Raw genomic sequence first — 26381 nt, 5'->3', positions numbered from 1 at the left:
TTTCAGCCCCTATCTTCAGTATTATTATCAATTCCAGAGTTACTACCATTTATGCTTTGATCTTCTAAAAAGTCATCTTCATCAAAGCTATCAATTAACAGCCCCCATTCATCATCAGAACCAATTAAAACTTGAACATTTGTTGGATCAGCACTACTGATTTTTCCTGTACGTCCATGCTCATCTACAGCCCCTGAAGTAAATGAATTTGTCTCTGGAATGAATGCCTTATAGCTAAGCTTACTAAAGTCACTTTCCCAAAATAGATCATATATATCTAAACGATTACTAAAACTTGGTGTATTAGGCATCTTAGGAACCTCATAAGAAACCTTGGCGCCACTCGTAAACAAATGCTGCCCAGCTTTACTTTCAAACTTACCGCCTGTTGTTGAAAACACGCCATTGGCATTAATTTTGAGCTGTGACCCACCAGCTGTTAATACAATTTCTTTTGGACTCGTAAGCTCGATTTTATCTTCAGTAGAAATGAGCTTGATGACTTTCTTGGCAATTGCTTCAATAGCATCATCTTGTGCTTGTAGTTCGAGCTTTCCTTTTGCTGCATAAGCACGCAAACCTTTTTGCGCAGCGAACAAACTAATTTTGTCTTGTGCATGCCCAATAATATTTTTCTGTGCACTTAAATTAATAGAACCGCTGGCACTTTCAGCAATATCTTGCGACGCTTGCAGAATAATATTTTCAGGTGTCGTCAAGGCAATGCCATTTGGTGAAGCTAATAACATCAAGGCTTGTCTAAAGATTTTGCCTTGTTCTTGCTGTTTAGTATCGGAACTACTTTCTAAACCTTGGGTATAGCCCTCCATAAAGCCTTGCAAAGAGCTCAATGCTTTAGAAGGTGATATTTCTAATTTGCTGCCTTTACTAAAAGTTCCGCATACACTCATCATGTCAAAGTCTTTAGTCTCAACATTGGCTAAGACTTTTCCGACCTCTTTAATACTCTCAAATGGATTTTTATGAATGCGATCTTTAATGCTGGCAAGTTTACCTTTAACGATGTCGGCACCATGTTCTTCAACGTTTTCGATGAACGCTTTTAAGTTTTCCACTGCATCTTTGGCATCGGTAAAGAAAGCATTAAATTCATCTACAACGCCTTTTGCATTGCCGCCTAGTGCACCAATGTCTTGAATAAAGCCGCCACAGTCTTTTAAAGCATGAATAGGGTCGTTATTAATACCTTCTTTAAATAGGTTCACCGTACTATCTAATGCCTGTCCTGTGGTTTTTAGCTCAAGCGACTGGATGAATTTGGGTAAGCGATTAATTACGTTCAAAGCATCAGTTTGTTGCTTAGCTGCAACTTCACTGAGCATTTTCATGCTTTCATAGCCTTGTGAAAGTAAAGATTGTGCTTGTGCAGCCTCTAAATGGTCTGCAATCGCCTGCTCTTGTGCATAGGTACTAATCAGCATACCTTTACCCGCACGCACAGCACCCCAAGCGTCTGTTCTCAGCTCAAAGCCTTCACCACGGCCTTGGCTCGTCTCTTGTTCTTTCGGATGGCTTAAATTACCCAAATTCAGCTGTGTTGCTGCATGGCTACTTTGGAGCTGGGTACTAATTTGTCCGGTTGTGTCATCAAAGCGTAATTGGTTGAAGCCGCTACCATTGATTTCCTGACTGCGAATCCCGCTCAGTTTTTTAGTTGCAGGAAGTTGCCCTTTTACATCGAACTTGGTTGGTGAGCGCTGCGCTTCATGGATGCGCCCAGTCACAAATGGACGGTCAATATTGCCGTCAAAGAAGTCAATGACAACCACTTCACCAATACGTGGCAAGAAACGTGCGCCATAGCCTTCTCCTGCCCAAGGAGTCAGCACATCCACCCAAGCCGAGTCGGTATCGTTATCATTACTACCTGCGCCACCATCATGGCCATGATCATCACTACGGGTAAATAAAAAACGTACTTTAATGCGCCCCCATTCATCGACATGAATGGTTTCTCCTTGTGGTCCCACGACTTTCGCTCTTTGTGGGTAGGCAATTGGTCGATGCTGCTCTGGATTATATTCAGGCGCAGTTTTAATTTGACGGCGTATTAGAGTCAGTTCATTACCTTGACGCTCTATATCATCATAACCCTGTTGATCCCAACGGCTTTGGGTTAATAACTGGCTAACCTGCTGATGTAAATCTTTAGGTAAGTTATTTTGGTTATAGAAGTTTTTAGCAATGATCAGGAACTCTTGATCTGCCCCTTCATGCTGATCAATTTCAGGGTGCTCGCGTAGATTAAACCAATAGCCGACTTGGCTATCGCGGACACTACTATAGGCTTTAAAGTATTTAGCCCGACTCGCATGCATGTCGGTGAAGTGTTGATTTAATTTTTCTAACTGACTACTGCCCGAAGCTGTTGCCTGATCTTCCCCTTTTAAATCTTGCATCCAAGCGGGGCTTACGTGCCATGCTTGCTCAAGACTTAAAGTGGCGGAGTCAAAGTTATCTGAGTGTGTATGCGTCGTAACAACCGAACCATTACCCTCTTCTTGTGCTAACGCATCGGGTTGCCAGCGCTGCACATGTACCGCTGTCGGTTGTAAACTTCGCACTGCAACAAAACCAGTAATACTATCTTGATATTCGGTTGCGCTACTTCTGTGATAGCGAATACTACGACGCTCTAAAGCCTGATACTGGCTATTGTCATCAATGAGTCTTAGTTTTTGAGCTTGTATTGGCGCAGTAAAATGCGTAGCAAAAAGCTCTGACTCATCAATGAGCCAACTAATGCCTTCACTTCGCCATAAACGCGTAAGAAAGTCATAGTCAGACTCATTGTGCTGCATGGTGAAAGGTCGAATATCATAGTTTTGACTTAACCCACCCAAGTCTAGACTTAAACTCGCAGCAAACAGTGGACTTTTTTCTTGCCACTCTTTAAATAAAACTTCGGTAATTTCTACGATACTTTTATTCATAAAAACACGACTATTACGGCGTTTGTGCCATAAATTTGTCGCATCTTCTATAGTCAGCTTATAAAGCGTTAAAGCACCATCACTTTGTCCATAACTGGCTTCAGTCACAATACCTGTTGTTCGGAACAATTGTCCCGAATCTGTGACCTGATCAATAGCGACTTGAACACCAATAAATTGCTTCAATGCAATTTGGGCATTGGTTGAAAGGCAAATCAACTCTGCCATTAGGCCACCATTCAGCTGATGTTGGCCTTCTATACGTTGTAAGAATATTTGGTTATTGAGTAGTTCATTAGAGAACTGTACATGGATAGCACGTTTCTGAGCATTTAGCCCTATTTTTTCCAAGACACTAAATATATTAAAAAGCATTTTTTTATAATCGTAAGGATATATAAACGGGTGCACTTTATAAAAAACAGAACTATCTGTCTACAAAATTATGCGCTATTTTTATCAATTTTTCTTATATTCTCACTTATTCTAAAGTGATTAAAAAAAACCCAACTTGAGTTGGGCTTTTTTTAATCATATTAAACTTAGTTTTTAGCCGTCTTAAATACTGGATAAAAACGGAATAATTGCCATAAACAAACCAGTAATAGCAAAACAAAATACACTAATGACCAAACTGGCAAAGACTGACCTAAAAAGGTCCAATCAATAGCAGCACATTCACCTGAACCAGAAAGCACTTCTTGTAAAACAGCTTTCATCGGTAAAGCATCAATCAGGTAATTTAAACCCGGTCCACAGCTTGGTACTTGGTCTGGTGGTAAATGTTGTATCCAAACATGACGGCCTGCCACGCCTACAGACCATAAAATTGCAATGCCTGCTAAAAATGCGTAGAAGCGTTTAATCGCATTGGAAACTGGGTTATGCAAAAATGCAATGAGCGCCACAAAACCCATTGCCATTAAGCCAACACGTTGAAAAATACAGAGCGGACATGGCTCTAAGCCTTTTACATGTTCCAAATATAACGCAAAAGACATGCCGACAATGCTTGCCAGTACAAGCAGTCCACTCACCAAACGGTAACTTAATCGCATGTAAAACCTCGTTTTTATCTATATTGTTCAAGATACTGATCAAAACTGATGTGACTATCTTGTTCAAGTTGTTCTTGCTGCTGTAAAGATTGTGCAGCCAATTGTTCAAAATATTGTAAAGTCTCTGCACTGATTTCATGCTTTTCATAACTTTCAGCATGCATCTGTGCCATATGACTGCCAAAGCTCCAAGTTCCACCATGCTTTAACGTGTCATCAATCACATGTGCAGATAATGTTTCATCTACTTCATCAATGCGTTCTTGCATTACGGTCAAAGCCGAGCTGTACAGATTTGTCACATAGGTCTGATCGAGTAACTTGGCACAAGCCTGCATGTTTGAAATATGCTGACGTGCCCAGTCCTCAATATGATAAGACCCGTTTAAATCAGTAATGGTTGCGTTTGGCGCTCGACCACGGTTAACCACTTCTGTCTGGTTCTTCTCAATCAAATCTTGCTCAGCACATAACAACTCAGGGCTATCACTGAGTAAGCAATAAAGCGCCAATGCCTCAAGGAAACCAGCCGTTGTTTCATTTACACCAATTGGTGAATATGGATTTACATCTACTGCACGGAGTTCAACATAACCCACGCCTCGATTTTGCAAGGCTTGAGATGGTGTTTCACCCGCATGCGGTACCTGTTTTGGACGCACGAGACTGTAATATTCATTCTCGATTTGTAAAACATGGTCATTAATTTGCAACGGTTCACCAGAGGCATCATTTAACCCTAAACGGCTAAATGGCGGGTAAGGAGAATGTACTGCTTTTTGTAAACCAGCCAGATAACCAGATAGGTTGTTGTAGTGAATACCTAAACTTTTTTGTGCCGAGTTTTGGTAGCCTAAACGTCCCATACGGAGTGCTGTAGCATACGGTAAATAGTATGACCCTTTGATTAAAGGCAATAAATGATGTTGATGTCCGGTCAAAAAACAACGACAAACCGAAGGACTTGCCCCGACTAGGAACATTACCAGTGGCGTTAAACGAATAAAGTTACGAATAAGTCCAAAATAACGGTGACTACGATAATCTTGCAGACTGAGTGATTTTAATTTTTCGTCAGTTTCATGTGCCTGCAAAGCAGAAAAAAGAGAATCTGGAAAAGATAAATTATAGTGTACACCCGAAATCGTCTGCATACGGCGACCATAACGGATCCCCAAACCACGGCGATAAAGCGTTTTAAAGCGACCAATATTAGAAGTACCGTATTGAGCTAAACGAATACGCTCTTCGTTGTCATCTAGCATACATGGCATAGACAACGGCCATAGCTTTTCACCATTTTCTAAATGACGGTGTACAACCGCATGAATATCGGTGAGTTCATGCAAGGCATCACCAATCGTTGGCTGTGGTGAAGTAATAAACTCCATCAACGCTTCTGAATAATCAGTTGTAATTTTTGGATGTGTTAAAGCTGAACCTAATGCCTTTGGATGTAACTCTTGTGATAAGAACCCATTACTTTGCATACGTAGGCTTTCACGTTCTATTCCACGTAACATGCCTTGTAGTAGCGACGAATCCACCCAAGCAGGAATAACTGATTGAGATGGTGTAGTGGGTTGACTCATGCATTTGCTCGCTTATAAAAGATCACTATATACAAAATCGTGACATGATATGGATGTTGATATGATCACATCATTTCAGTTTGGCAATTTTTATCACAATCTTGTTATTTAAGACACGAAAGAATTGTGATTTTATTGAAGAATAATTGCTAAAGAGTTGTCAATATCATGAACGATCAAGACATTTTAAACTTCTGGTTTTCACCTGAACACCGTTCACTTTGGTTTGCAAAAAGTGATGATTTTGACAAAAAAATCCGTGATCAATTTGCAGACATTCATCGTCAGGCGACTCAAGCAGAACTTTGGTCTTGGCGAAAAACAGCAGAAGGTCGTCTTGCAGAGATTATTGTGCTAGATCAGTTTTCTCGCAACATTTATCGTGATCAACCTGAATCTTTTGCTTATGACAGCCTCGCTTTAGCTTTGTCACAAGAAGCTATTAGCTTACAACTCGATGCACAGCTTAATCCTGACCAACGCTCATTTTTATATATGCCATTTATGCATAGTGAATCAAAATTGATCCATGAGTTTGCTTTAAAGTTATTTCAACGCCTCGGCAATGAAATTAATTTAAGCTTTGAGAAAAAGCATAAAGTGATTATTGATCGCTTTGGACGTTATCCTCATCGCAATGCCATCCTCGGACGTGTTTCAACACCAGAGGAAACCGAATTTTTATTAGAACCGAACAGTAGTTTTTAAGACTGCTCTATTTTTTAATGCTGAGTTATCCATTCTTCCATGCTCAGCTGGGAGTTCACCATGAAATATCTCTCTCTTTTTTTAGCTTTAGGCACTGCCTTAACTCTAGGTGCTTGTTCTACCATACCTAGCAAACCAAAAACTTTCGATCAACTTGGCCAGTTTTCAGCCTATCCGTTAAATGCACAAACGTTCCGAATCAGCTTCCAAGCTGACTCAAACATGAGCTATGGAACAGCTGAAGAAATTACCTTGGTGAAATCAGCACAAACGACTGTACAAAAAGGCTTCCGCTTTTTTAAAGTACAAAATGACCCAAGTAATCAAAGCCAAAAACCACCTCGTCAGGCTGTGGTTTATCCAGCTGCACCGAGTTTTTATCCGTATGGTTATGGGCGTCGTTATCCAGGTTTCTGGCATGACCCGTTCTATGATTTCCCTCAAGTGGTCAATATCGACCCTGTTCAAGTGTCGTATACTATTGAATGTTATCGGGATCAAAAGCAGGCTCCGCAAGACGCTTTTGATGCAACATTAATCCTCAAATCTATCGGACAAAAATATGGCTTAAGTCCGACAGGAGAATTGTTGCCACCGCCTGAGCCGCCAGTAAAACAAAAATGAATAGGATGACCGTATGAATATGGCAGAAGAAGTACACCATGCACCCAATCTGAAGCGCAGCAAATACTTTGCGACGATGGCGCTGGTTATTGTTGTAGTGTTGTGGATTGGGTTATTGGTTGCCAATCGCTTTCTGCCAGAGTACACCAACTTAATTCATATTTTAATGTTAGGTGCGGAAGCTGGCGTAGTGGGTGGACTCGCAGACTGGTATGCCATTACCGTTCTGTTTCGAAACCCATTTGGTAAGCTTCCTATCCCTAAATTTTTGCGCGATCATACCGAAATTATTCCGCGCAATAAGGCTCGTATTGCAGAGTCAATGGGTCGATTTGTGCAGGAAAACTTCCTGTCACCTCAAGTGGTTGAACGAAGCTTAGAAAAAACCGACCTAAGCCTTGCCATTGGTCAATGGCTAGCAAGCCCACAAAACAACACACAAGTGGTACAGCTCATTCAACAAACGGTACCGAAAATTTTTGAGTTTGTGAGCCAAGAGCAAATTGCTAATTTCGTGCAAAACAACAGCGTGCAATGGGTACGCAATACGCAAGTCAATAAACTTGCCAGCGAAATGTTACGTGCAGTCTTGGAAAATGACTTCCACCAAGACGTATTGCAGCGTGGTCTCGATATCGCGCATGAGTGGGTCGTACAGAACCCTGATAAAACTCGTGAATTGACCCGAAAAATGTTTAAAGCGCTGGGAGTCTGGTCACTGGCAAAGGGTGCAAGCTGGATTGGTATTGATGTTCAGCAGCGCACCATCGACTCACTGATTGAAAAAGTAGAATCAATGCTAGCTGACCCTGAACACCCATGGCGGCAAGAAATTGAAACTGTTGCTCACTCTCTCATGCTTGAGCTGGCAAAACCAGATAGTGTTGCGAGCCAACGTCTAAATAGCGGTAAAGATGCACTGTTAGATAGTCCTCAAGTCCTGAACTTCATTAGCGGTGCTGTCACAATTTTATGTGATGCCATTAAAGAAGATTTAATGAAAGAAGACTCTGGCATTGCAATGAACCTACGTGCAGCAATCCAGCAACTCGGTGAAAACCTTGTTCAAAATACCAAAGTACGTGAAGTTCTCAATAAAGAAATGACAGGGCTTGCATTGACTTTTACCGATCAGTATAGCCATAAAATCATACGCTATGTGAGTGAACGCATTCATGAATGGGACTCACGTGAAATGATTGGAAAAATTGAAAATGAAGTCGGTGGCGACTTACACATGATTCGCGTAAACGGCGTTGTAGTTGGCGCATTTATCGGTTTAACTCTAGGTGTAATCCGCGCAGCGATTGAATCAATTTTATAACCCTAATCATTTCTTTAAGAGAACAACATGCTACAGCTTCAGTCAAAATTGCCCGCACAAGGGGTAACTATTTTTAGTACCATGACGGCAATGGCACAGCGCTTGGGTGCACTTAACCTTTCACAAGGTTTCCCTGACTTTCCTGCACCTCCTGCTTTGCTCGAAGCCCTCTCACAGGCAACTTTAGCTGGACATAATCAGTACCCACCTGGTGATGGCATTCTCGCTCTGCGTGAACAACTTGCTTTACAGTTTCAACAGCGCGACCAACTTCAACTTGATCCTGTCACACAAATCACGATTACACCTGGCGCGACCATCGCTATTTTCTGTGCCATACAGGCATGTATTAATGCAGGTGATGAAGTCATTATTTTTGACCCGAGTTATGACAGCTACAGCCCTTCTGTTCAGCTAGCAGGTGGCAAAGCTGTTCGTATTGCCCTGCAAGCACCTGACTTTAAGGTTGACTGGCAGCAAGTTAAAGATTTGATTAATGACAAAACCCGTATGATTGTGGTGAACACGCCCCACAATCCAACTGGCACCATATGGGAAAAACAGGACTGGTTAGAGCTTATTGAACTGATTCGAGATAAAAATATTGTGGTTTTATCTGATGAAGTGTATGAACACTTAGTTTTTGACGGTCAGCAACACTTTAGTGCGTTGCATTTTCCAGAGCTTAGAGAACGTAGTTTTGTGATTGGTTCTTTTGGGAAAACCTTTCATGTGACAGGTTGGAAAACAGGTTACTGTGTGGCTTCACCCGAATTAATGCGTTTATTCCGTCAGATTTACCAATATGCGAATTTCTGTGGCACGACACCTTGTCAGATTGCCCTAGCGCAATATATGCAACAGCATCCGGAACATATTCGGGAACTTTCACAGTTTTATCAAACTAAGCGGGATCGATTTAATCAGGCAATTCACAATAGCCGTTTTTTACTTAAGCCATCTCAAGGCACTTATTTCCAAAACCTTGACTACAGCCAGATTAGACCCGATTTAAACGATGTTGAAATGTGCCAGTTTCTTGCCGAGCAACATAAAATTGTGGCTATTCCAGTTTCGGTGTTTTACCAACAAGCGCCTGAGTCTTTACGCCTCATTCGTTTCTGCTTTGCTAAAAATGATGAAACATTGCAAAAAGCAGGAGAAATCTTGAATGAATGTTAATAAATTTAGAAACTTAGCATAGCAAAACACTACAAGAAATTTCCTCTAAATATGCTAAGTTGAATATCTGCCCCGCTCATCAAAGAGATGGGCGATGGAGAATACATGCCACCAAGACAGTCTTTAATTCATCAGCAAAATCTATGGAAAACATTTTTTGTTTTCTTATTACCACTCATTGCAACCAATATTTTGCAGAACTTGTCTGGCACCATTAACACCATTTTTGTTGGCCAAATGATGGGGGTCGATGCAATTGCCGCAGTTTCTGTATATTTCCCCATTTTGTTTTTACTGCTGGCTTTTATTATCGGAATTTCAACTGGTACGACTATTTTAGTCGGGCAAGCATGGGGTGCGCAGGATATAGAAAAAGTTCAAAGTGTCGTAGGGTCTACTCTGTTTATGACCATTATTGGCGGTATCATTACTGCAATTATTGGTGTGTTTTTTGCCCACGATATTTTAGAACTTTTAGGCACCGACCCAAAGGTCATGCATCTCTCATTGCCTTATGTGCAGTGGATGTTGGCAGGTAGTCCACTTCTCTTTGTCTATATTATCTATACCTCAATTTTACGCGGTGTAGGTGACAGTACGACACCTTTACTGGCTCTTGCTTTAACTAGTGTAATTGGCGTAATTATTACCCCTATATTGCTTAAGGGTTATTTTGGTTTTCCTGCTCTCGGTATTATTGCACCGGCTATAGCGTCTATTATTAGTTATATTGCGATTCTAATTTTTCTGGCAATTTACCTAAACAAGAAAAAGCATCCGCTTCGACCGAACCGCCAACTTTTGCAGCATATTCGTCATAACCCAGACTTAAGCAAAATCATTTTGCGCCTAGGTGTGCCAACTGGTATTCAAATGATTACCACCTCTATGGCAGGACTCGTGATTGTAGGTTTAGTCAACCGTTTTGGCGCTCATGCGACAGCTGCATATGGTGCTGTGAACCAAGTACTCAACTATATTCAGTTTCCTGCTTTATCAATCTCAATTGCAGCTTCAATTTTTGCAGCACAAGCCATTGGTGCAGGTAAATCAGACCTACTTGCACGTGTTACCCGCACGGCTCTAGGTATGAACTTTTTATTTACAGGTACCCTAATCGCACTGGGCTATCTATTTTCAAAATATTTAATGGCTTTATTCATTACCGACCCAACTGTGGTGGTGTTAGGGCAGCAACTTTTATTTATTGTACTTTGGGCAATTTTGTTCTTTGGTGCAGGTGCCATTTTTGCATCCATAATGCGTGCCAGTGGTACCGTAACAGCCCCAATGCTATTAAACATATCGGCTATTTTATTTATTGAAATTCCATGTGCTTACTGGTTTAGCTCAATGTGGGGACTTAAAGGGATTTGGTTTGCTTATGCCTTGGCATTTGTCAGCCTCTGTATTGTTCAAGGCTTGTATTATCAGTTTATTTGGAAGAAAAAGAAGATCAAAGTTCTTATTTAGAATGCATTAAGCCTTATAAAAAAAGCCATCAAATGATGGCTTTTTTTACATTAAAAGTTATTTCATTAATTTGGTCACAATGGTTGAAGCACGTTGGTACCCTGTCGGGAATAAACGTTGGAATGCATCCAGAATTTTTGCATCACTACCAATGAGTAAACGACGCTTATTTTTCAAAACTGCATCCAAAATTTGACGAGCCGCTTCTTCTGGTGGGGTACGCAATAACTTGTCAAAATTTTGAATCGATTTTGTCGGATCCATACCCAAGGTGTTCAAGCTATCACTCATTTTTGCAGCTTTAGCAATATTGGTGCGGATACCACCCGGATGTACGCACAACGAGCTTACGCCACATTTTTCAATATCTAGCTCTTGGCGTAATGACTCGGTAAAACCACGCACCGCAAATTTAGTGGCATTATAGCCAGACTGAGTAGGTTGAGCAGTTAAACCAAATAAGCTCGAAATATTAATAATATGACCATCTTGAGTTTGCTTAATAAACGGTAAAAATTCTTTAGTACCGTAAACCACACCCCAGAAGTTAATTCCAACGATCCACTCTAAATCTTCATAGGTCGCGCCTTCTACAGTTGAACCTAAGGCAACGCCGGCATTGTTAAAAATGAGATTAACAGAACCATGATCTTGCACAGTTTCCTGTGCCCACTGTTTTACCGCTTCACGGTTAGAAACGTCTAACTTTTTAGTTGTTACGCTAATGTTGCTGTAGGGTTTTAACAGCTCAACAGTTTTCTCTAAGCCCTTTTCATTAATATCACTCAAAGAAAGATGGCAGCCTTGTTTTGCCAAGAGAATTGCTAGTTGTTGCCCAATGCCAGAACCTGCGCCCGTAATTGCAGCGACTTTGTTTTTAAAATTTTTCATTGTCCATCCTTTGTTTTTCGATTTGCACAATCGGTTCATTGCATGTGCACTTTAGACTCTTTTAATATAATTTTGACAATATTCATTGTCAATATAGTACACTGTAATTTCAGATAGATTGGCACAATTCTGCTGACGGCTTTATCATAGGCCCATATTTGCCGAAAAACCGATAAATCAGGAAACCATTTTTTATGGCGACAAACGACTCAACCAGTAAAAAGAAAACAAAAACTGTGAGTAAAGAACGTCAGTTCAAAGGGTTATCTCTTACTGAGCGTAAAGAGGCACGCCGCGAAAAACTGATTGAAGCAGGTATTGCAACTTATGGAACTCTCGGCTTTTTTTCAGTGACGGTAAAAGATGTTTGCCAAGAAGCAAAACTCACCGAGCGCTATTTTTATGAATCTTTTAAAAAGAGTGAGGATTTATTCCAAACTATCTTTTTAAAAATGATTGAAGAGTTACAACAAAACTTAATGCAGGCTGTGATTAAAGCTGCGCCAGATCCAGAAAAAATGGTCGATGCGGGCTTAAGAGCACTGCTGACAACCTTAAAAGATGACCCGAGACTAGCTCGTATCATCTATGTTGATGCAGTTCTGGTTCAAGAATTACATAATCAGGCCACCATTCAGGAAACACTTGCTCAGTTTGACCGTATGATTCAAGCTTTCGTTATGCTGACCATGCCGCAAATTCAACATCATGAAAATGAGCTATCTTTAATCGCAACTGGCTTAAACGGATACGTGACACAAATTGCGATTCGCTGGGTGATGGGAGGCTTTGAGCAGTCTCTAGAGCAAGTTTTGACAGCTTGCCGTATTGTTTTCTTATCTTTATTGGCACAAGTTTCAAAATAATATTAAAGTTTTTTGACACGACTTTGACCTAAGAAACCTATAGGAAAGCAAACTGGTAACACCTTGAATGATTTTAAGAAAATTTATGTTTTCCTGTCATCATTCGGTCATGTGCTTGCCGTATTTTTGTCACAAATTATTGCTAAATTCGATTTTATAGACTTTTCTGCAATGAAATTGTCATAATTAATCTTTGTAATAAGCCTGTCATAACTACAAAACGGTTCACCGTTAAAATCTACAAGGTATTACGCTGTGAAAGATGACTACATTTTAATTGTCGATGATGAGCTTCCTATTCGTGAAATGATCCATACTTCTTTGGACATGGCAGGCTTTCAATGTTTACAGGCTGAAGATGCTAAACAGGCTCATCAAATTATCGTCGACCAACGTCCGGCGCTTATCTTGCTCGATTGGATGTTACCTGGAGGGGTGAGTGGTGTCGACTTATGCCGCCGCTTAAAACGCGATGAAAATTTAGCAGAAATTCCAGTCATTATGCTCACCGCTCGCGGAGAAGAAGACCACAAAGTACAAGGTCTAGATGCCGGTGCAGACGACTATATGACGAAGCCATTTTCAACACGTGAACTGGTTTCTCGTATTAAAGCAGTTCTACGCCGTGCAAATGCATTAAGCGGTGAAAAAACGATTGATGCCAATGGTTTAATTCTTGATCCTGTAAGCCAGCGTGTAAGCTTTGGCAACAGTATTTTAGATATGGGACCAACTGAATATCGCTTGCTTGCATTTTTTATGACCCATCCAGAGCGTGCATATACACGTGCGCAGTTGCTCGATCAGGTATGGGGCGGTAATGTATACATCGAAGATCGTACCATCGATGTACATATTCGTCGTTTACGTAAAGTCTTAGAACCTTTTGGTGTTGACCGATTTGTTCAGACAGTACGTGGTACAGGTTATCGTTTCTCAACACGTGCAGATTTAGCCGCAGGTTAACCAAAATTTATGTATGAACCCTACCCCGTCCCTGAACAGGTACGTGAACAAAAACTTTCTCGTTACAGTAGTTTATGGACGTTTGCTAAACAAGATTTACGGCTTTTATTATTTTTCCTGATTATTGCGGGTTTAGTCGGTTTAGGGGTTGGGTATTTCTGGAGCTGTATTTTTATCGCCTTCGTGGTGTTTTTTGCACTCCAGTTACGTTCTTTATATTTGGTCAATGATTGGATTGCCAACAATCCTTACGATGTTCCTCCCAACTTAAGTGGTATTTGGGGGGCACTATTGTTTAATGTGTATCGTGCTCAGCGTCAGGAACGTATTGTTCAAGCCGAAATGGTTGGGCTGATTGACCGCGCTCAATCCTCTTTAGTTGCGCTAGCTGAAGCCGTTGTACTCATTGATGATCAACATCAAATTGAATGGTGGAACCCTGCCGCAGAGCGTTTATTGGGTATTAGCCCACTCGACCGTGGTCGCAACTTATTAACGATTTTGCGCCAGCCTACTTTTATTGAATATTTTAACAACATTGATCAGGCACCTGACGGCATTAAGCTACATTCCAACTTTGATGATGATCGTTATGTGCAAGTCAAACTCACACGGTTTGGTGGTGAAAGCCGCTTACTTGTCGCTTATGACGTGACTCGTATGCATAACCTTGAGCAAATGCGTAAAGACTTCGTCGACAATATTTCGCATGAACTACGTACTCCATTAACTGTACTCAGTGGCTACATCGAAACATTTACCGATCAAGAAGATATTAGCCCACGCTGGAAACGTGCATTTGACCAAATGCAATCACAAACCAAACGTATGAATGCGTTAGTGAATGATTTATTGCTGTTATCGAATTTAGAAAACAACAAAAAAATTGCAAAAAATCAGATTATTGAAATGCCGAGTTTAATGAATCAACTCTTTGATGATGCTCAGGCTTACAATGCCGATTATGGACACACGCTCAATTTACATATTGATAGCCACTGTGACCTCATTGGTTCAGACATGGAAATTGCTAGTGCATTTAGTAATTTAATTACCAATGCCATTAAGTACACACCAAAAGGTGGAACGATTACCATTGGTTGGCACGACGATGGTGAACATGCTTACTTTAGCGTACAAGATACAGGCATTGGGATTAACCCAAAACATTTGCCGCGACTGACTGAACGCTTTTACCGTGTAGACAGCGACCGTAGTCGTCAAACAGGTGGAACGGGTTTAGGTTTGGCGATTGTAAAACACGTATTGATGCAACACGGCGCTTATTTAGACGTGCAATCTAAAGAAAATGAAGGGTCAACATTTACCGCAGTTTTTCCAAAAGAAAGACTATATAACATGACCTAAAATTACCCCTCATATATAAAAAGCCGACTTATGAAAAGTCGGCTTTTTTGTGAAAATCACACTCTGTCTATTTAGAAGTCGAGCAATACGACTTACTTTGGTTTTTCTGTATAACATTTAAGAAATTAGTGGCAAAAGTATTACTTTGACGCAGTGCATCACGATGATCTCCACCATCAATCGTTTGATAAATCGTTGGTTTTTTTAATTTACATAACTGTTGGTAATAAGCATATGTTCCTCTCGGGTCAACTAAATGGTCTTTAGAACCCTGCACGATCATTAACGGTACAGTCGGCACCATATTTTCAATGGACTGCTGTTTTAGATAAGCCAAAAGAGGTTTTAAGTCTGCATCAGCTTTAAATATGCTCGAAGGAGATTTCTTCAAATCAGATTGAAGTTCAGATAAACAGTGGCTACGTCCTTGAGTCAGCACAGCGTTCATTTCAGGACTGACTAAGTTTTCAGGAACAATGCTTGGTTCAGCTGCTTGTGCGCCTAATAATACAATCGGGAAAAAAGCAGCCACACTAGGTTCTGGGTTCGGATTAGTTTTCACATATTCTGCAATACCTTCATATTGATAACCGCCTGGCGCAAGCGCAATCGCTCCTTTTAAATCCAGTTCAGGCGCATCTTTTTGGCCATAAGCAGATACTGCAATTGCCGCAGCCCCACCTTGGCTATGTCCCATGACTAACCACTGTTTATTGAAATCTTTTGGCTTCAACACATGTAATGCTCGTACGGCATCGACCACCGTATGCAGTTGGCTTTTTGCATTCATATAAGGATGCCCACCCGGTGTACCTAAACCCTGATAATCAGGTGCAACAACTGCGTAGCCTCGTGCAAGCCAACTATCTAAAGCTTTAGAAGCAACTTCTTGATATGAATGAACTGGGCCACCTACATAGTCACCCGAAGGTGCGCAGGTGTCAGCAACTCCTGTCGTACCATGTGCCCAAGCAAGTATAGGCCAGCCATTTTTAGGCGGTGTTCCTTTCGGTAGTAAAATAAATGCTGAGGTAACGATAGGTTCACCGTTCACACCTCGACTACGATAATTTATTAACAAACGCTGATCGGCGTGAGGAAATAAATTCGTTACATCTTGCTGTGCTATAGACAGTATTGAACCTGGTTTATCGTTCACAATTTGCTTGTTCAAATCTGTAATTGACGCAGCCATAGCAGAGCCAGACACTAAACAAGCACTACTAAATAAAATTTTAAAAAACGAATTACTTTTTTTAATCAAGGGATTACTCCTCTACTTTCTAATCAATTCAAGTTGAACTTATAAAAAATATGCCCCTATTGCATATAACGAACCCAACAAGAGGCAAATGAAAGAACTTATATACCAAAATAGATCACTATTCCCACTAAATCTAGCCTTTAACCACGGAAATGCCAAACCACGCAAAATAAATATAATCGCAACGAGAGAAATAATAATTTTTTCAAACGGCAAACTGATAAAGACACTTGCTGCACAAAAAGCATAAAAAGAAAAAATACAAAGAATAAAACCAACCGAAATTGCCATAAAATTCGGATACCAATCACCTCTTTCAACCATCTGGACAATACTTTTTCCGGCCCCTAAAAACCGAAAACCATTTGCTCCCCAGAACACACAAATAAAATGAAGTAATGCAGCGCAGAATGTTAATATCGCAGCAAGATATAGTGAGACGTTCGGAAGTAAGTTCATTAGATTTTATAGTAATAAATATATGTGAGACTTATTATACTCAACTATAAAATATATAAAACTTATTAATAGTTGAAATGAGATTTAGCTTGATATTTAAAATATTAAATACCAAGCACAGATCATATAATTATTTGCTCTCAAACTCTTTAAAATCAGCTTTTCTGATTTTTGCGTGAATACCTTTAGTTTTATCTACAACTTGTGAAACTTCAAAATCTGTTGCAGCACTTAAATACGCATATGCCGTCGCTTCATCAATACCATATTCTTGGTTTAAGAAACGAATAGCTTCACGTGTAGATTTCCTCATCGCCTCATCTAGATCTTCGTCAAGTCCCGGCGTAATCCAAAACTCAGCATTTTCAGCTAAAGGTTGTTTTAGCTCCTTGCCCGGTATTTTGTCTTTACCAGCTTTAAGCAAGGTAAATTTTAGTGTTGCACGTGCTGAAGCTTCGAGTGCAGTTAATGCGACTTCACCATCCCCTTGCGCGAAATGGCTATCACCCGTATAGAATAATGCGCCTTTGACCTGAACAGGATAATAGGCTGTTGAACCTGCACCTAGTTCATTAATATCAATATTTCCGCCATACATTGCAGGTGGTACAGAGTGAACAGGCTCAGACGTATTGGCTGCTACCCCCATAATTCCCATAAAAGGATACAGCGGGAAACGTATTGATTTACCCGATTCTGTTTTTAATACACCTTCGTACTCACCTTTAGCATTTTTTTCAATTGGGGTGAAAATCGATACATTTCCATAACGTTCAGGATGCTCAGCCGATGCATTTTCTTGCTTTGCTTTCTTAGGAAACTCACCCACTAAAGCACCTTTACCATGTCGATTTGAAATAACACCGTAAGGTACACGCGGCTCAACTTTAAGTACTTCAACTTTTAAAATATCGCCAGGCTGTGCACCTTCAATTGCAACAGGACCTGTCACAATATGTGGCCCATCTTTATGAAAATCATGCTTTAAATTTGACTGGGTAATTGTTTGTGCTTCTTCCAATATTTCATTAGATTTTACACCTTTCGATTTAAAGAACTTTTCAGCATTACGCCCTTGGTCTTCAAGCAAACCTTCATGAGAAACCGTATCAAACGTTACAACACTACCCGACGGAACAGTAAGCACAGGTTTAGCATCTCGATTTGGTAAATATCCCCATGTAATCGTATTTAAAGTAGAAGGAACATAATAATTACCTTTATATTCTCCAGTTTGAATTTGAGTAGGCTGTTTTGAAATTTGGTTTAAAACTTTAAAATCATCTGCATGAGTGAGTGAAATGCAAAGTACAGATAAAACCGAAGCTGTCAGCTGTTTAACATTTAACATGATTTCAGAACCTAAATATATGAAAGTTAGAGTAAAGTCCTGAATAGTTAGCAAACATTATGCCAAAGCTAATTTTTTTATAATATGTAAAAGAAACTTAATGTTTATAAAAAAATAAATAATTTTTAGATTTAAACACTTATCTTCAAATAAAATTAAAAGTACGACTTAAGTCTAAATCAAATATCTATTTTCATTTCTATTTACTAACGTTGAATATTCTTGATCATTTCAATCATACATAAATATATCTAGTGCATATAATGTCCTAATTTAGACCACTTAATAATATTATTTCAAAATAATATAAACAAGAACATAATAATATATTATATTTTTACATCACTTAAATTTAAAAACCCTGAATAACTTTATTCAGGGTTCATATTTTATATAAGTTATATAGCTTATTAAACTGTATGACCCATACGCTCGCCCATCACAACAACAGACTCAGCTTTAAAACGCTTTTCCCACTCGACCTTATCTTTTTCAAATAAGATAACCGCAGTAGAACCTAAATAAAAACGGCCAAGCTCAGCACCTTTTTCTAGCTTTAACTGATGATGTTGTAATTCGATACGACCTGAAGGCTTTACCTTGCCTGTTGCTACAGTTTCAATACCAGCAACAATCATAGCGCCGACTAAAACAACAGCCATACGTCCAAGTTCAGTATCAAACAAACACACCATGCGTTCATTACGGGCAAATAATCCCGGTACATTTTCAGCGGTCACCTGATTTACTGAAAATAGCTCACCCGGTACATACAACGTTTCAGTTAATGTACCTGCAAATGGCATATGAACACGGTGATAGTCGCGTGGTGAGAGGTAAACTGTTGCAAACTCACCTTCTTGGAAAGGTTGAGCAAGTTGTGGGTCGCCAATGAGTTTCTCTACAGAGAAGCTTTGGCCTTTTGCCTGAAAAACTTCGCCAGCAGTAATTTTACCAATTTGTGAAATAGCGCCATCTGCTGGTGAAACAATGCTATCTGCATTTTCGTCGACCAAACGTACGCCATCTTTTAAAGCACGGGTAAAAAAGTCATTAAAAGATTTATATTTCAATGCATTGCCTTGTTCAGCAATCGATAAATCAATCCCATACTTAGTTTTAAATGCTTGAATAACAGCAGTTTTTATAACTGGATTTTCACTCGCAGCAACTTTACCCACTACACGGCTCAATTGATGTTGAGGAACAAGATTTTGTGCCTTAATAAATAATTCTTTTTTTAATCGAGATGTGAAACTCACGACGGTGATTCTCCAGTAATAATAGGACTATCGAGGCGATTGCCCCATTCACTCCACGCACCATCATAGGCTTTTGCTTCCCACCCCAAAAGTCTAGTCAAAATGTAGGCCAGACCGGAACGGTGATGTGACTGGCAGTACACGACTACAGGTTGCTGTAAATCGAACCCAAGTTGTTCAAGGCGCTGCCGCGTGCGTTCAAGCGGATGCAATTTTAGATGATTTTGACGATTAAGTGCAGTACTCCACTCAAAATGAAGGGCATTTGGAATGTGACCACCGCGTCGCGCTGCTAAGCGGATACCACTATATTCATCAATTGTTCTACAATCCCATAACTGAATACTTTCTTGCTCGACTTGCTTTCTTAGTTCCTCATAGTTCACTCGGTACTGAGCAGCGTGCGATAAATCAATTTGAATTAAATCGGCAACAGGAGAAACTTTTTCGACTTCTGCCGTTGTGGGTAAGCCTGCTCCTAACCATGCATGAATACCGCCATTAATTAAACTGGTACGCGTAAATCCTAAGCAATGTAAATTCCAGATTAAACGCCCAGCCCATGCCCCACCTTCATCGTCATAGACCACCACATGATGATTTGGTGAAATATTCAATTTTTCAATCAGCGCTTGTAAACCCGATTCATCAGGCAAGATGCCAGTGGCTTCTTCATGTTGAGCCACCAACCATTTAGGTTGTAAATGAATTGCATGTGGAATATGAAGTTGCTCATAAACAGATGCACGGCTTAAATCCACAATACGGATATATTCATTGCCTAAATAAGGCACTAACTCTTCGGCTTCTATGAGTAAATCAAGTTTAAAATCAGGAGGGGTCATCGTCATGGTTACTTTTTATACCAGCTTAATTTCATCTTAGCATAAGCTTATATCTATCAAACTCTGATTTTCTGCTACCATTTAGCAAAAAATCAGATATAAACATTCTTAAGCACTGAGTCTTTGCCAAGTCGTCAAACGACATTGTCATTAAACAGCTTCATCAAGCTCTTCAATTTGGAAAACCTGACGCAAATAGGCCAAGAACGTATCGTTGTCGGTCATGGTCTTTCCTGGGCTATCCGAAATTTTGGCAACCGACTGACCGTTACACTCAACCAGTTTCAACACAATATTGAGCGCTGTTTGCCCCATATCGTTGGTCAAATTGGTTCCAATACCGAAACTTACCTGAAAACGATCTTTAAAGTATTGGTGAAGCTCCCATGCCTTTGGCAAATTGAGACCATCACTAAAGGTGAGCATTTTGGTTTTAGTATCAATTTTTAACTTACGATAATGCGCGTAGGCTTTATCTCCCCACTCATATGGGTCACCACTGTCGTGACGTAAGCCATCAAATAGTTTAGCAAAATACAGGTCAAAATCTCTTAGGAAAGCATCCATTCCAACAACATCAGTCAAAGCAATTCCTAAGTCTCCACGGTACTCCTGTACCCATGTTTCTAAAGCAGCTTTTTGAAAGTCACGTAAGCGCACATCAAGGGCCTGAAACGCTTGTAGGAATTCGTGCGCCATGGTTCCAATTGGCGTGATATTTAATTCTTTAGCAAGCAAGACATTACTTGTACCACGGAACACATGTGGGACAGTTTTATGAAATGCAGCCACGACATGTTTTTGCCATTCAAAGCTATAGCGACGGCGTGTACCAAAGTCGGAAACTAAAAATGGAGGATCATTCGGCTGTTGAGATTTTTCGTATTGCTGAATTAATTCGAGTTTTGCTTTTAAACGGCGTTCGCCCTCAGCCCAAACTTCATCTGTTCGAATGCGGCTAAAATATAACTCGTTTACAATCGCCAGCACAAAAATCTCGAACATCATGGCCTGAACCATTGGCCCCTCAATACGAATATCTAGACGGCCTTCGGCATCTATACTGGCTTGAATAAAACGACGTTTGAGTTGGAATAATTCTAAATAATCGACAAAATCACTTTTAATAAAACGCAATTTTCTTAAGTATTGCAATTCGTCTTCTTTATATTTGAGATTACATAAATGGTCGAGTTGCTCATTTAAGTCATCCAAAATATCCACTAATGGATAAACCGTATCTTCTAAGTTTCTGCAACGAAAATGATAGACGCTATGAGTTTGCGGAAATTTGTGCAAAACCACTTGTAGCATCGTAAATTTGTACAAGTCTGTATCAAGTAAAGAATGGATAATTGGAGACATAGTCAATGATTATTCGCTTGCTTCTTTGCATTAAAGCATATTTTTATAGATGAATTATGGGCTTTTATACCATTGTTGCAACTCCATGAAATTTCCTTTTAAAAATCATTTAAATTAATTTCTGCTAAACTGCATCAATTCAAACAATTGCAGAAAATCTCTCTAACAATGCGCGCTTTAATACAACGAGTTCTTGAAGCTAAAGTGGTCGTAGACGGTGAAACGACTGGCGAAATCCAGCATGGCTTATTGGTTTTTTTAGGAATAGGCCGAGATGATACCTTCGCCATGGGTCAGAAGCTTATCGATAAAATTTTGAAATATCGTATTTTTGATGATGAGCAAGGCAAAATGGGCTGGAACGTCTCTCAGGCAAATGGTGGGATTCTGCTTGTTTCTCAGTTCACCCTGATGGCTCAAACCCAAAAAGGTTTACGTCCGGACTTTGGTCCAGCTATGCCACCTAGCGATGCAAAAGCACTCTATGAACAGTTGGTTGAATATACCCGTTCACAGTTTCAAGAAGTTCAAACAGGAATTTTTGCAGCCGACATGAAAGTACATCTCATAAATGATGGGCCAGTCACTTTCAATCTGGAAGTTGAAGCATAAATATAAAAAAACTCCCAAATGGGAGTTTTTTTTATTTCTGGCAATTAACGTCCAGTTTTCTCTTTAATGAAAGCACGCGCCTGACGTACTTTTTCTTTTACTGGTTTTGGTAATTTTGGTGGAATGAGTTTAGCTGCTTGGTTAAACCAAACAAGCAAGCTGAAATCGCCTTCCATTTTAATGCTGCCGTTTTGCATACCTGTCATAAATGCAGTTGGATCGCCTTTTAATAATGTTTTTACACCTTGTTCACTATCTGCAAATTGCAAAATAAAGTCAGCTTTTTCAGGTGAACCCGCGACTGTGTCGATGTGACCATGGTTAATAATAATTTGGCGAGCAACACCTAAGTCAGTACCAATTTGAATACGGAATGCACGGTCATGAACTAGTTCAATAAACTTAGGACTTGTACGTGCCAACTGTTTCATACGAAGTGCCAAACCTGCTACCAATAAATCTAACGGGTCTGTACTAACATCAACAAGTGGTAACTTAACTACAGGTATAGAAGAAAGTTTCATGAACATTCACGCCTATTGTATTTTTATGAAAATCTTGGGGCAAAACTCGACAAGGGCTTCCCTTTGACTGTTTTGTGCATCGACTGATGATATTCTAATTGGCAACGCAATCTATATATGAAACGTCAACAGACCACGCTATCGTAGCATAACTGGCTATTTTTTAATAAATGCTTTGTATAATAAAAATCATGTTTTCGTAAATAAAAAAGGCATGCTGTGCATACCTTTTTAGCGTTAGATAATACTTTAATTATCGGCTAGAACATTGCTGTTGGTCATCTTCATATACTGGCGTATGTTCTATATATTGGCGATTTGCCAAAGCCTTTTGTGCCTGTTTATCCTCACGTAATAAAACAAATGTGACCATTACCATCGCTAGACTTAGTGCAGTTAAATAACTATATGTGACTGGCATTTCAAAAGTGACTTGAACTCCAAAGCGGACCACTTCCAATAGCCCCCAAAAAAACATCCCTGCAAGCATAAAACCAAGCCAACGACGGTAAGGAGAAAAGAAAACAGCAACAAGCGCGACAGCAATTAAGCTGAATCCGGCGATAGCGGCAAAATTCGCTGTTACCATAGAAACCTCCGTCTTAATGAAAACGTCTAAAAACATTCGGTCTGAACTTCAGACCTCATTCCAAAAACAACTTTAATTCATGATTTGTGTTGAAGCTTAGAAAGCATTATGGATGTTTTTTTTTAGAAAAAAAGACCTGTTATTTGTCGATGCGACACACTTTGTCGCAACATTCTTTTGTCATTACATTTTTCTAAATTTCAAAAAGTTCTACGTCCTATATGGCATCAATTCTGGCGTGTCATTACAAAAAACTATGCTGTTTTTTTACCTGAAAATAAGTTTTTTTCAGTTTTTTTTATTGCCTTTTTTCTGTGCATAATTTTGTCATAACTTGCTTGTTTTTATGACTATTCTGCATAAAAAAAGCGCTACTCTTGAGCAGCGCTTAATGATTGTTCAGTATTATTTAAGCACGGTTCAAATCTTTGTCATGCATACCGAGTAAATACAGTACACCATCTAAACCAACGCTTGAAATCGCCTGATTCGCATTTTGGCGAACAAGCGGTTTAGCGCGATACGCTACGCCAAGTCCGGCAATCGCAAGCATTGGTAAATCATTTGCGCCATCACCGACAGCCATTGCCTGCTCTAATGAAATATCAAGTTTGTTGGCAAGCTCACGTAATAATTCAGCTTTACGTGCGCCATCAACAATTACACCTTTTACTTCACCAGTTACAACGCCATCTTGTACGTCTAAAACGTTGGCATGAACTTCATCAATACCTAATTTACCTTGTAAATATTCAGCAAAGTATTGGAAACCGCCAGATAAAATAGCCGTTTTATATCCAAGTGCTTTTAACGTTGAAATGAGGCGTTCTGCACCTTCGGTAATGGTTAAACGCTCAGCAATTTTAGGTAAAACAGCAGCATCCAGACCTTTTAATAAAGCAACGCGTGCGCGGAAGCTTTGCTGGAAATCAAGTTCACCTTGCATTGCTCTTTCAGTAATTTCAGCAACTTGTGCGCCTACCCCTGCTTCAATCGCCAATTCATCAATCACTTCTTGCTCAATTAAGGTTGAGTCCATATCGAAGCACACTAAACGGCGGTTACGTCGATAAGCGTTGTCTTCTTGAACAGCAACATCAATATTTAATTCGCTTGAAAGAAGTAAACATGCAGCACGCATTGCTTGTGCATCTAAAGTTGGACCACTGCTTAAACCGAACTGTACACAAGCGCGACGAGGCAATGTACTGTCCTTTTCAATGTCTACACGACCTGATAAACGGGTTACAGTTTCGATGTTAAAGCCTTGGCTAGACACAATTTGTGTAACGGCTTGTAAGTGTGCAGCAGTAAGCTCTGGTGCCAAAGCCGTGACGATATAACGGGTTCGCCCACCTTCACTTACCCATTGATCGTATTCTGCGCCCGAGATTGGTTTAAAGCGCACTGTTAAGCCAATATCATGTGCTAAAATCAAAATCTCTTTCATTGCCAACGCTGTCGCAGTTTCATTATCTGAAGCGACCACGATGCCCAATGTCAGTTGATTATGAATAACGGCCTGACCTACATCCAGTATTTGCAATGAATGTACGGATAGTACTTGCATTAATCGGGTAAACTGGTTTGGTTGGTCCGGTCCTAAAAAGGATATAAGAATGATTTCTCGCATGAATTGACTCTAGTCTGAGTGACAACTATTGTAAGAATCATAATCGAATTTCAATATAATTGCCTTGGAAGTTTAACTTGATTGCGCCTAGACAAGGGCTATTTGCTAGCCTACTGATCATTAGTTTTGCATTGCATACCTTTTTATTGGTGATTGCAACGACACACCAGCTCAATGAAAACCGTGCGAGCCAAGGTCAGCTCATGACCAGCCAACTCGTAGCAGACAGCTTATCTGAGCTTGAACCTGCCAATACGGTATCTTTGGCTCTTATTGCCAATCGCTATGCGACCAATCCAAGTGTGGCATCTATTCGCATTCTTGATGCCAATAAACAAGTCCTAGCGACAAGCGGCATGTCAAAAACTCGCGAAGGCGAAGTTTTTGTTCGTGATGCTCTTCAAAACGAGAAGAAAGTCGGTTCTATTGAAATTACGCTTATTCAACCAAGTATTGGCGAAATCCTTCGTACCCAATGGCTTGCGATTTTAGCTTCGTTATTCTTACATGTTTTATTATGGCTTGCTTATCGTGCCATTGCTCGTCCAACCCGTAGTGAATACCTAGCACGTATTAACGAAGAAAATCGTTTAAAACATGAGATTCAAGAGTTAACACAAGCTCTCGCGCTTGAAAAACAAAATACAGTAACTTTGGTTGCACAGGCTCAGCAACAAGCTAAAGCGAAACCACTTGTTCGTCCACAACCAGAAAAAAGCACAGAATCTACAAACCAAGACAGTTTGGCACTCAACATTCAGTTTTATGACCCTAAACAGTTATTAAGTAGTGTTAACCAGTCTGTTTCTATACCTTATTTTAAACTTTGCCAGCTCTTCTTAAATAAAAGTATCGAGCTATGCACAAAGCATTATCATTTAAAGACTACAGATATTGAGGTCGTAGATGAGTTTCATGCAGAAGGCGCAACACTCGCAATCTCAACCTCACATTCACACGCGGTAGAATGCCTGCTCATGGTGGGAACAGTGTTCCAATTACTATCAGACGTTTTATATAAACGTTACCGTGAAGATAAACGCTTTGCACTACAAACGCGTAGTGCTGTGTGTCATGCCGTAGAAGCAATGCAAATTGATGCCAAAGAAGCAGCTCAGCGTTTAGCACAACATCTGCATGCTAAAGAGTCTGCGCTTTATCTAGATAATGATCAGCTTAAAGCAATTCAAGACAGTTATCAGCTTGTTGCAATGCCAAACCCGAGCAATATTATGACTCGTCATGCATTTATGATTAATGGTATGAATGCTGAATGTGCAGAGCTTGCCCAAAATATTCGAACTGAAATTTTGATGGGCAAAAAGTCAATTCCACAAAATGATAGCCCGAGCAGTGCAGCATCTTAAAAGTCATTATGCGCATTCAAACCTAGCCTAAAGGCTAGGTTTTTTTATTTAAATTCATGGTATTTATAATCAAGAATTTTATTTTCTTATGCTTTATTGAGATA

Annotated in this window: 23 protein-coding genes; 10 read left to right on the top strand and 13 right to left on the bottom strand. The window is 40.0% G+C overall.

Annotation, left to right across the window (positions count from 1 at the left end; translation table 11 throughout):
- Positions 1–2: 2 nt before the first annotated feature.
- From ABFY81_RS10630 to gshA, 3 genes are all read right to left on the bottom strand, one after another.
- Positions 3–3329, bottom strand: a complete 3327-nt coding sequence (locus ABFY81_RS10630) for a type VI secretion system Vgr family protein (protein WP_347913745.1) — start codon at positions 3327–3329, stop codon at positions 3–5.
- 167 nt (positions 3330–3496) lie between these two features.
- Positions 3497–4012 carry a disulfide bond formation protein B gene (locus tag ABFY81_RS10625; RefSeq protein WP_004704854.1) on the bottom strand — a complete coding sequence of 172 codons (516 nt, stop codon included), beginning with the start codon at positions 4010–4012 and terminating at the stop codon, positions 3497–3499.
- A 14-nt stretch (positions 4013–4026) separates the two neighbouring features.
- Complete coding sequence (gene gshA / locus ABFY81_RS10620) at positions 4027–5604, bottom strand: glutamate--cysteine ligase (protein ID WP_134262649.1); 1578 nt, start codon at positions 5602–5604, stop codon at positions 4027–4029.
- 168 nt (positions 5605–5772) lie between these two features.
- On the opposite strand from gshA, the gene ABFY81_RS10615 reads away from it, so the two are divergent.
- From ABFY81_RS10615 to ABFY81_RS10595, 5 genes are all read left to right on the top strand, one after another.
- Positions 5773–6312 carry a DUF924 family protein gene (locus tag ABFY81_RS10615; RefSeq protein ID WP_004704852.1) on the top strand — a complete coding sequence of 180 codons (540 nt, stop codon included), beginning with the start codon at positions 5773–5775 and terminating at the stop codon, positions 6310–6312.
- A gap of 60 nt (positions 6313–6372) precedes the next feature.
- Positions 6373–6936, top strand: coding sequence for a hypothetical protein (locus tag ABFY81_RS10610; protein ID WP_347913744.1), 564 nt, complete (start codon positions 6373–6375; stop codon positions 6934–6936).
- 13 nt (positions 6937–6949) lie between these two features.
- The gene (locus ABFY81_RS10605; protein ID WP_019458561.1) at positions 6950–8260 is read left to right on the top strand and encodes a DUF445 domain-containing protein; all 1311 of its coding nucleotides are present in this window, start codon (positions 6950–6952) and stop codon (positions 8258–8260) included.
- Positions 8261–8287: 27 nt separating this feature from the next.
- Entirely contained in the window at positions 8288–9442 is a 1155-nt protein-coding gene (locus ABFY81_RS10600) for a pyridoxal phosphate-dependent aminotransferase (RefSeq protein ID WP_077163744.1), read from the top strand.
- Positions 9443–9547: 105 nt separating this feature from the next.
- Complete coding sequence (locus tag ABFY81_RS10595; RefSeq protein ID WP_223861079.1) at positions 9548–10915, top strand: MATE family efflux transporter; 1368 nt, start codon at positions 9548–9550, stop codon at positions 10913–10915.
- A 57-nt stretch (positions 10916–10972) separates the two neighbouring features.
- Here the strand turns inward: ABFY81_RS10595 and ABFY81_RS10590 are convergent, their stop codons facing one another.
- Complete coding sequence (locus ABFY81_RS10590; protein ID WP_049063310.1) at positions 10973–11806, bottom strand: SDR family NAD(P)-dependent oxidoreductase; 834 nt, start codon at positions 11804–11806, stop codon at positions 10973–10975.
- A 194-nt stretch (positions 11807–12000) separates the two neighbouring features.
- Between ABFY81_RS10590 and ABFY81_RS10585 the strand changes: the two genes are divergently transcribed.
- From ABFY81_RS10585 to phoR, 3 genes are all read left to right on the top strand, one after another.
- The gene (locus ABFY81_RS10585) at positions 12001–12672 is read left to right on the top strand and encodes a TetR/AcrR family transcriptional regulator (RefSeq protein ID WP_004704841.1); all 672 of its coding nucleotides are present in this window, start codon (positions 12001–12003) and stop codon (positions 12670–12672) included.
- 255 nt (positions 12673–12927) lie between these two features.
- Positions 12928–13638 carry a phosphate regulon transcriptional regulator PhoB gene (gene phoB, locus ABFY81_RS10580; RefSeq protein ID WP_000650776.1) on the top strand — a complete coding sequence of 237 codons (711 nt, stop codon included), beginning with the start codon at positions 12928–12930 and terminating at the stop codon, positions 13636–13638.
- 9 nt (positions 13639–13647) lie between these two features.
- On the top strand, positions 13648–15006 hold the full coding sequence (gene phoR / locus ABFY81_RS10575; protein ID WP_049066296.1) for a phosphate regulon sensor histidine kinase PhoR: 1359 nt from the start codon (positions 13648–13650) through the stop codon (positions 15004–15006).
- Positions 15007–15073: 67 nt separating this feature from the next.
- On the opposite strand, the gene ABFY81_RS10570 is transcribed toward phoR, so the two are convergent.
- The 6 genes from ABFY81_RS10570 to pncB all read right to left on the bottom strand — a co-directional run bounded on the left by ABFY81_RS10570 (position 15074) and on the right by pncB (position 21552).
- A complete protein-coding gene (locus ABFY81_RS10570; RefSeq protein ID WP_347913743.1) occupies positions 15074–16270 on the bottom strand; it encodes an alpha/beta fold hydrolase in 1197 nt (398 codons plus the stop codon).
- 39 nt (positions 16271–16309) lie between these two features.
- Entirely contained in the window at positions 16310–16729 is a 420-nt protein-coding gene (locus tag ABFY81_RS10565) for a hypothetical protein (protein ID WP_191012327.1), read from the bottom strand.
- Between the two features lie 130 nt (positions 16730–16859).
- Positions 16860–18080 (bottom strand): acetamidase/formamidase family protein, encoded by a 1221-nt coding sequence (locus ABFY81_RS10560; RefSeq protein WP_077165319.1) that lies wholly within the window; start codon positions 18078–18080, stop codon positions 16860–16862.
- A 410-nt stretch (positions 18081–18490) separates the two neighbouring features.
- A complete protein-coding gene (asd, locus tag ABFY81_RS10555) occupies positions 18491–19342 on the bottom strand; it encodes an archaetidylserine decarboxylase (protein ID WP_004704831.1) in 852 nt (283 codons plus the stop codon).
- Positions 19339–20187, bottom strand: coding sequence for a rhodanese-like domain-containing protein (locus tag ABFY81_RS10550; RefSeq protein WP_134262766.1), 849 nt, complete (start codon positions 20185–20187; stop codon positions 19339–19341). The genes asd and ABFY81_RS10550 overlap by 4 nt, the downstream gene beginning before the upstream one ends.
- A 150-nt stretch (positions 20188–20337) precedes the next feature.
- Entirely contained in the window at positions 20338–21552 is a 1215-nt protein-coding gene (gene pncB, locus ABFY81_RS10545; RefSeq protein ID WP_019458569.1) for a nicotinate phosphoribosyltransferase, read from the bottom strand.
- Between the two features lie 168 nt (positions 21553–21720).
- Here pncB and dtd point away from each other — a divergent pair, with 168 nt between their 5' ends.
- Entirely contained in the window at positions 21721–22164 is a 444-nt protein-coding gene (dtd, locus tag ABFY81_RS10540; protein ID WP_004704823.1) for a D-aminoacyl-tRNA deacylase, read from the top strand.
- Positions 22165–22208: 44 nt separating this feature from the next.
- On the opposite strand, the gene ABFY81_RS10535 is transcribed toward dtd, so the two are convergent.
- From ABFY81_RS10535 to serB, 3 genes are all read right to left on the bottom strand, one after another.
- Positions 22209–22688, bottom strand: a complete 480-nt coding sequence (locus ABFY81_RS10535; RefSeq protein ID WP_019458571.1) for a hypothetical protein — start codon at positions 22686–22688, stop codon at positions 22209–22211.
- 253 nt (positions 22689–22941) lie between these two features.
- Positions 22942–23277 carry a ciprofloxacin tolerance protein AciT gene (gene aciT, locus ABFY81_RS10530; protein ID WP_004704819.1) on the bottom strand — a complete coding sequence of 112 codons (336 nt, stop codon included), beginning with the start codon at positions 23275–23277 and terminating at the stop codon, positions 22942–22944.
- Between the two features lie 409 nt (positions 23278–23686).
- Complete coding sequence (gene serB, locus ABFY81_RS10525) at positions 23687–24910, bottom strand: phosphoserine phosphatase SerB (protein ID WP_004704817.1); 1224 nt, start codon at positions 24908–24910, stop codon at positions 23687–23689.
- Between the two features lie 59 nt (positions 24911–24969).
- Here serB and ABFY81_RS10520 point away from each other — a divergent pair, with 59 nt between their 5' ends.
- Entirely contained in the window at positions 24970–26277 is a 1308-nt protein-coding gene (locus ABFY81_RS10520; RefSeq protein WP_077168819.1) for a hypothetical protein, read from the top strand.
- Positions 26278–26381: the final 104 nt, after the last annotated feature.

Source organism: Acinetobacter sp. WA-87 (genome assembly GCF_039938935.1).
Taxonomy (GTDB): Bacteria; Pseudomonadota; Gammaproteobacteria; order Pseudomonadales; family Moraxellaceae; genus Acinetobacter; species Acinetobacter seifertii.
This window is presented reverse-complemented; position numbering and strand designations above follow the sequence as displayed.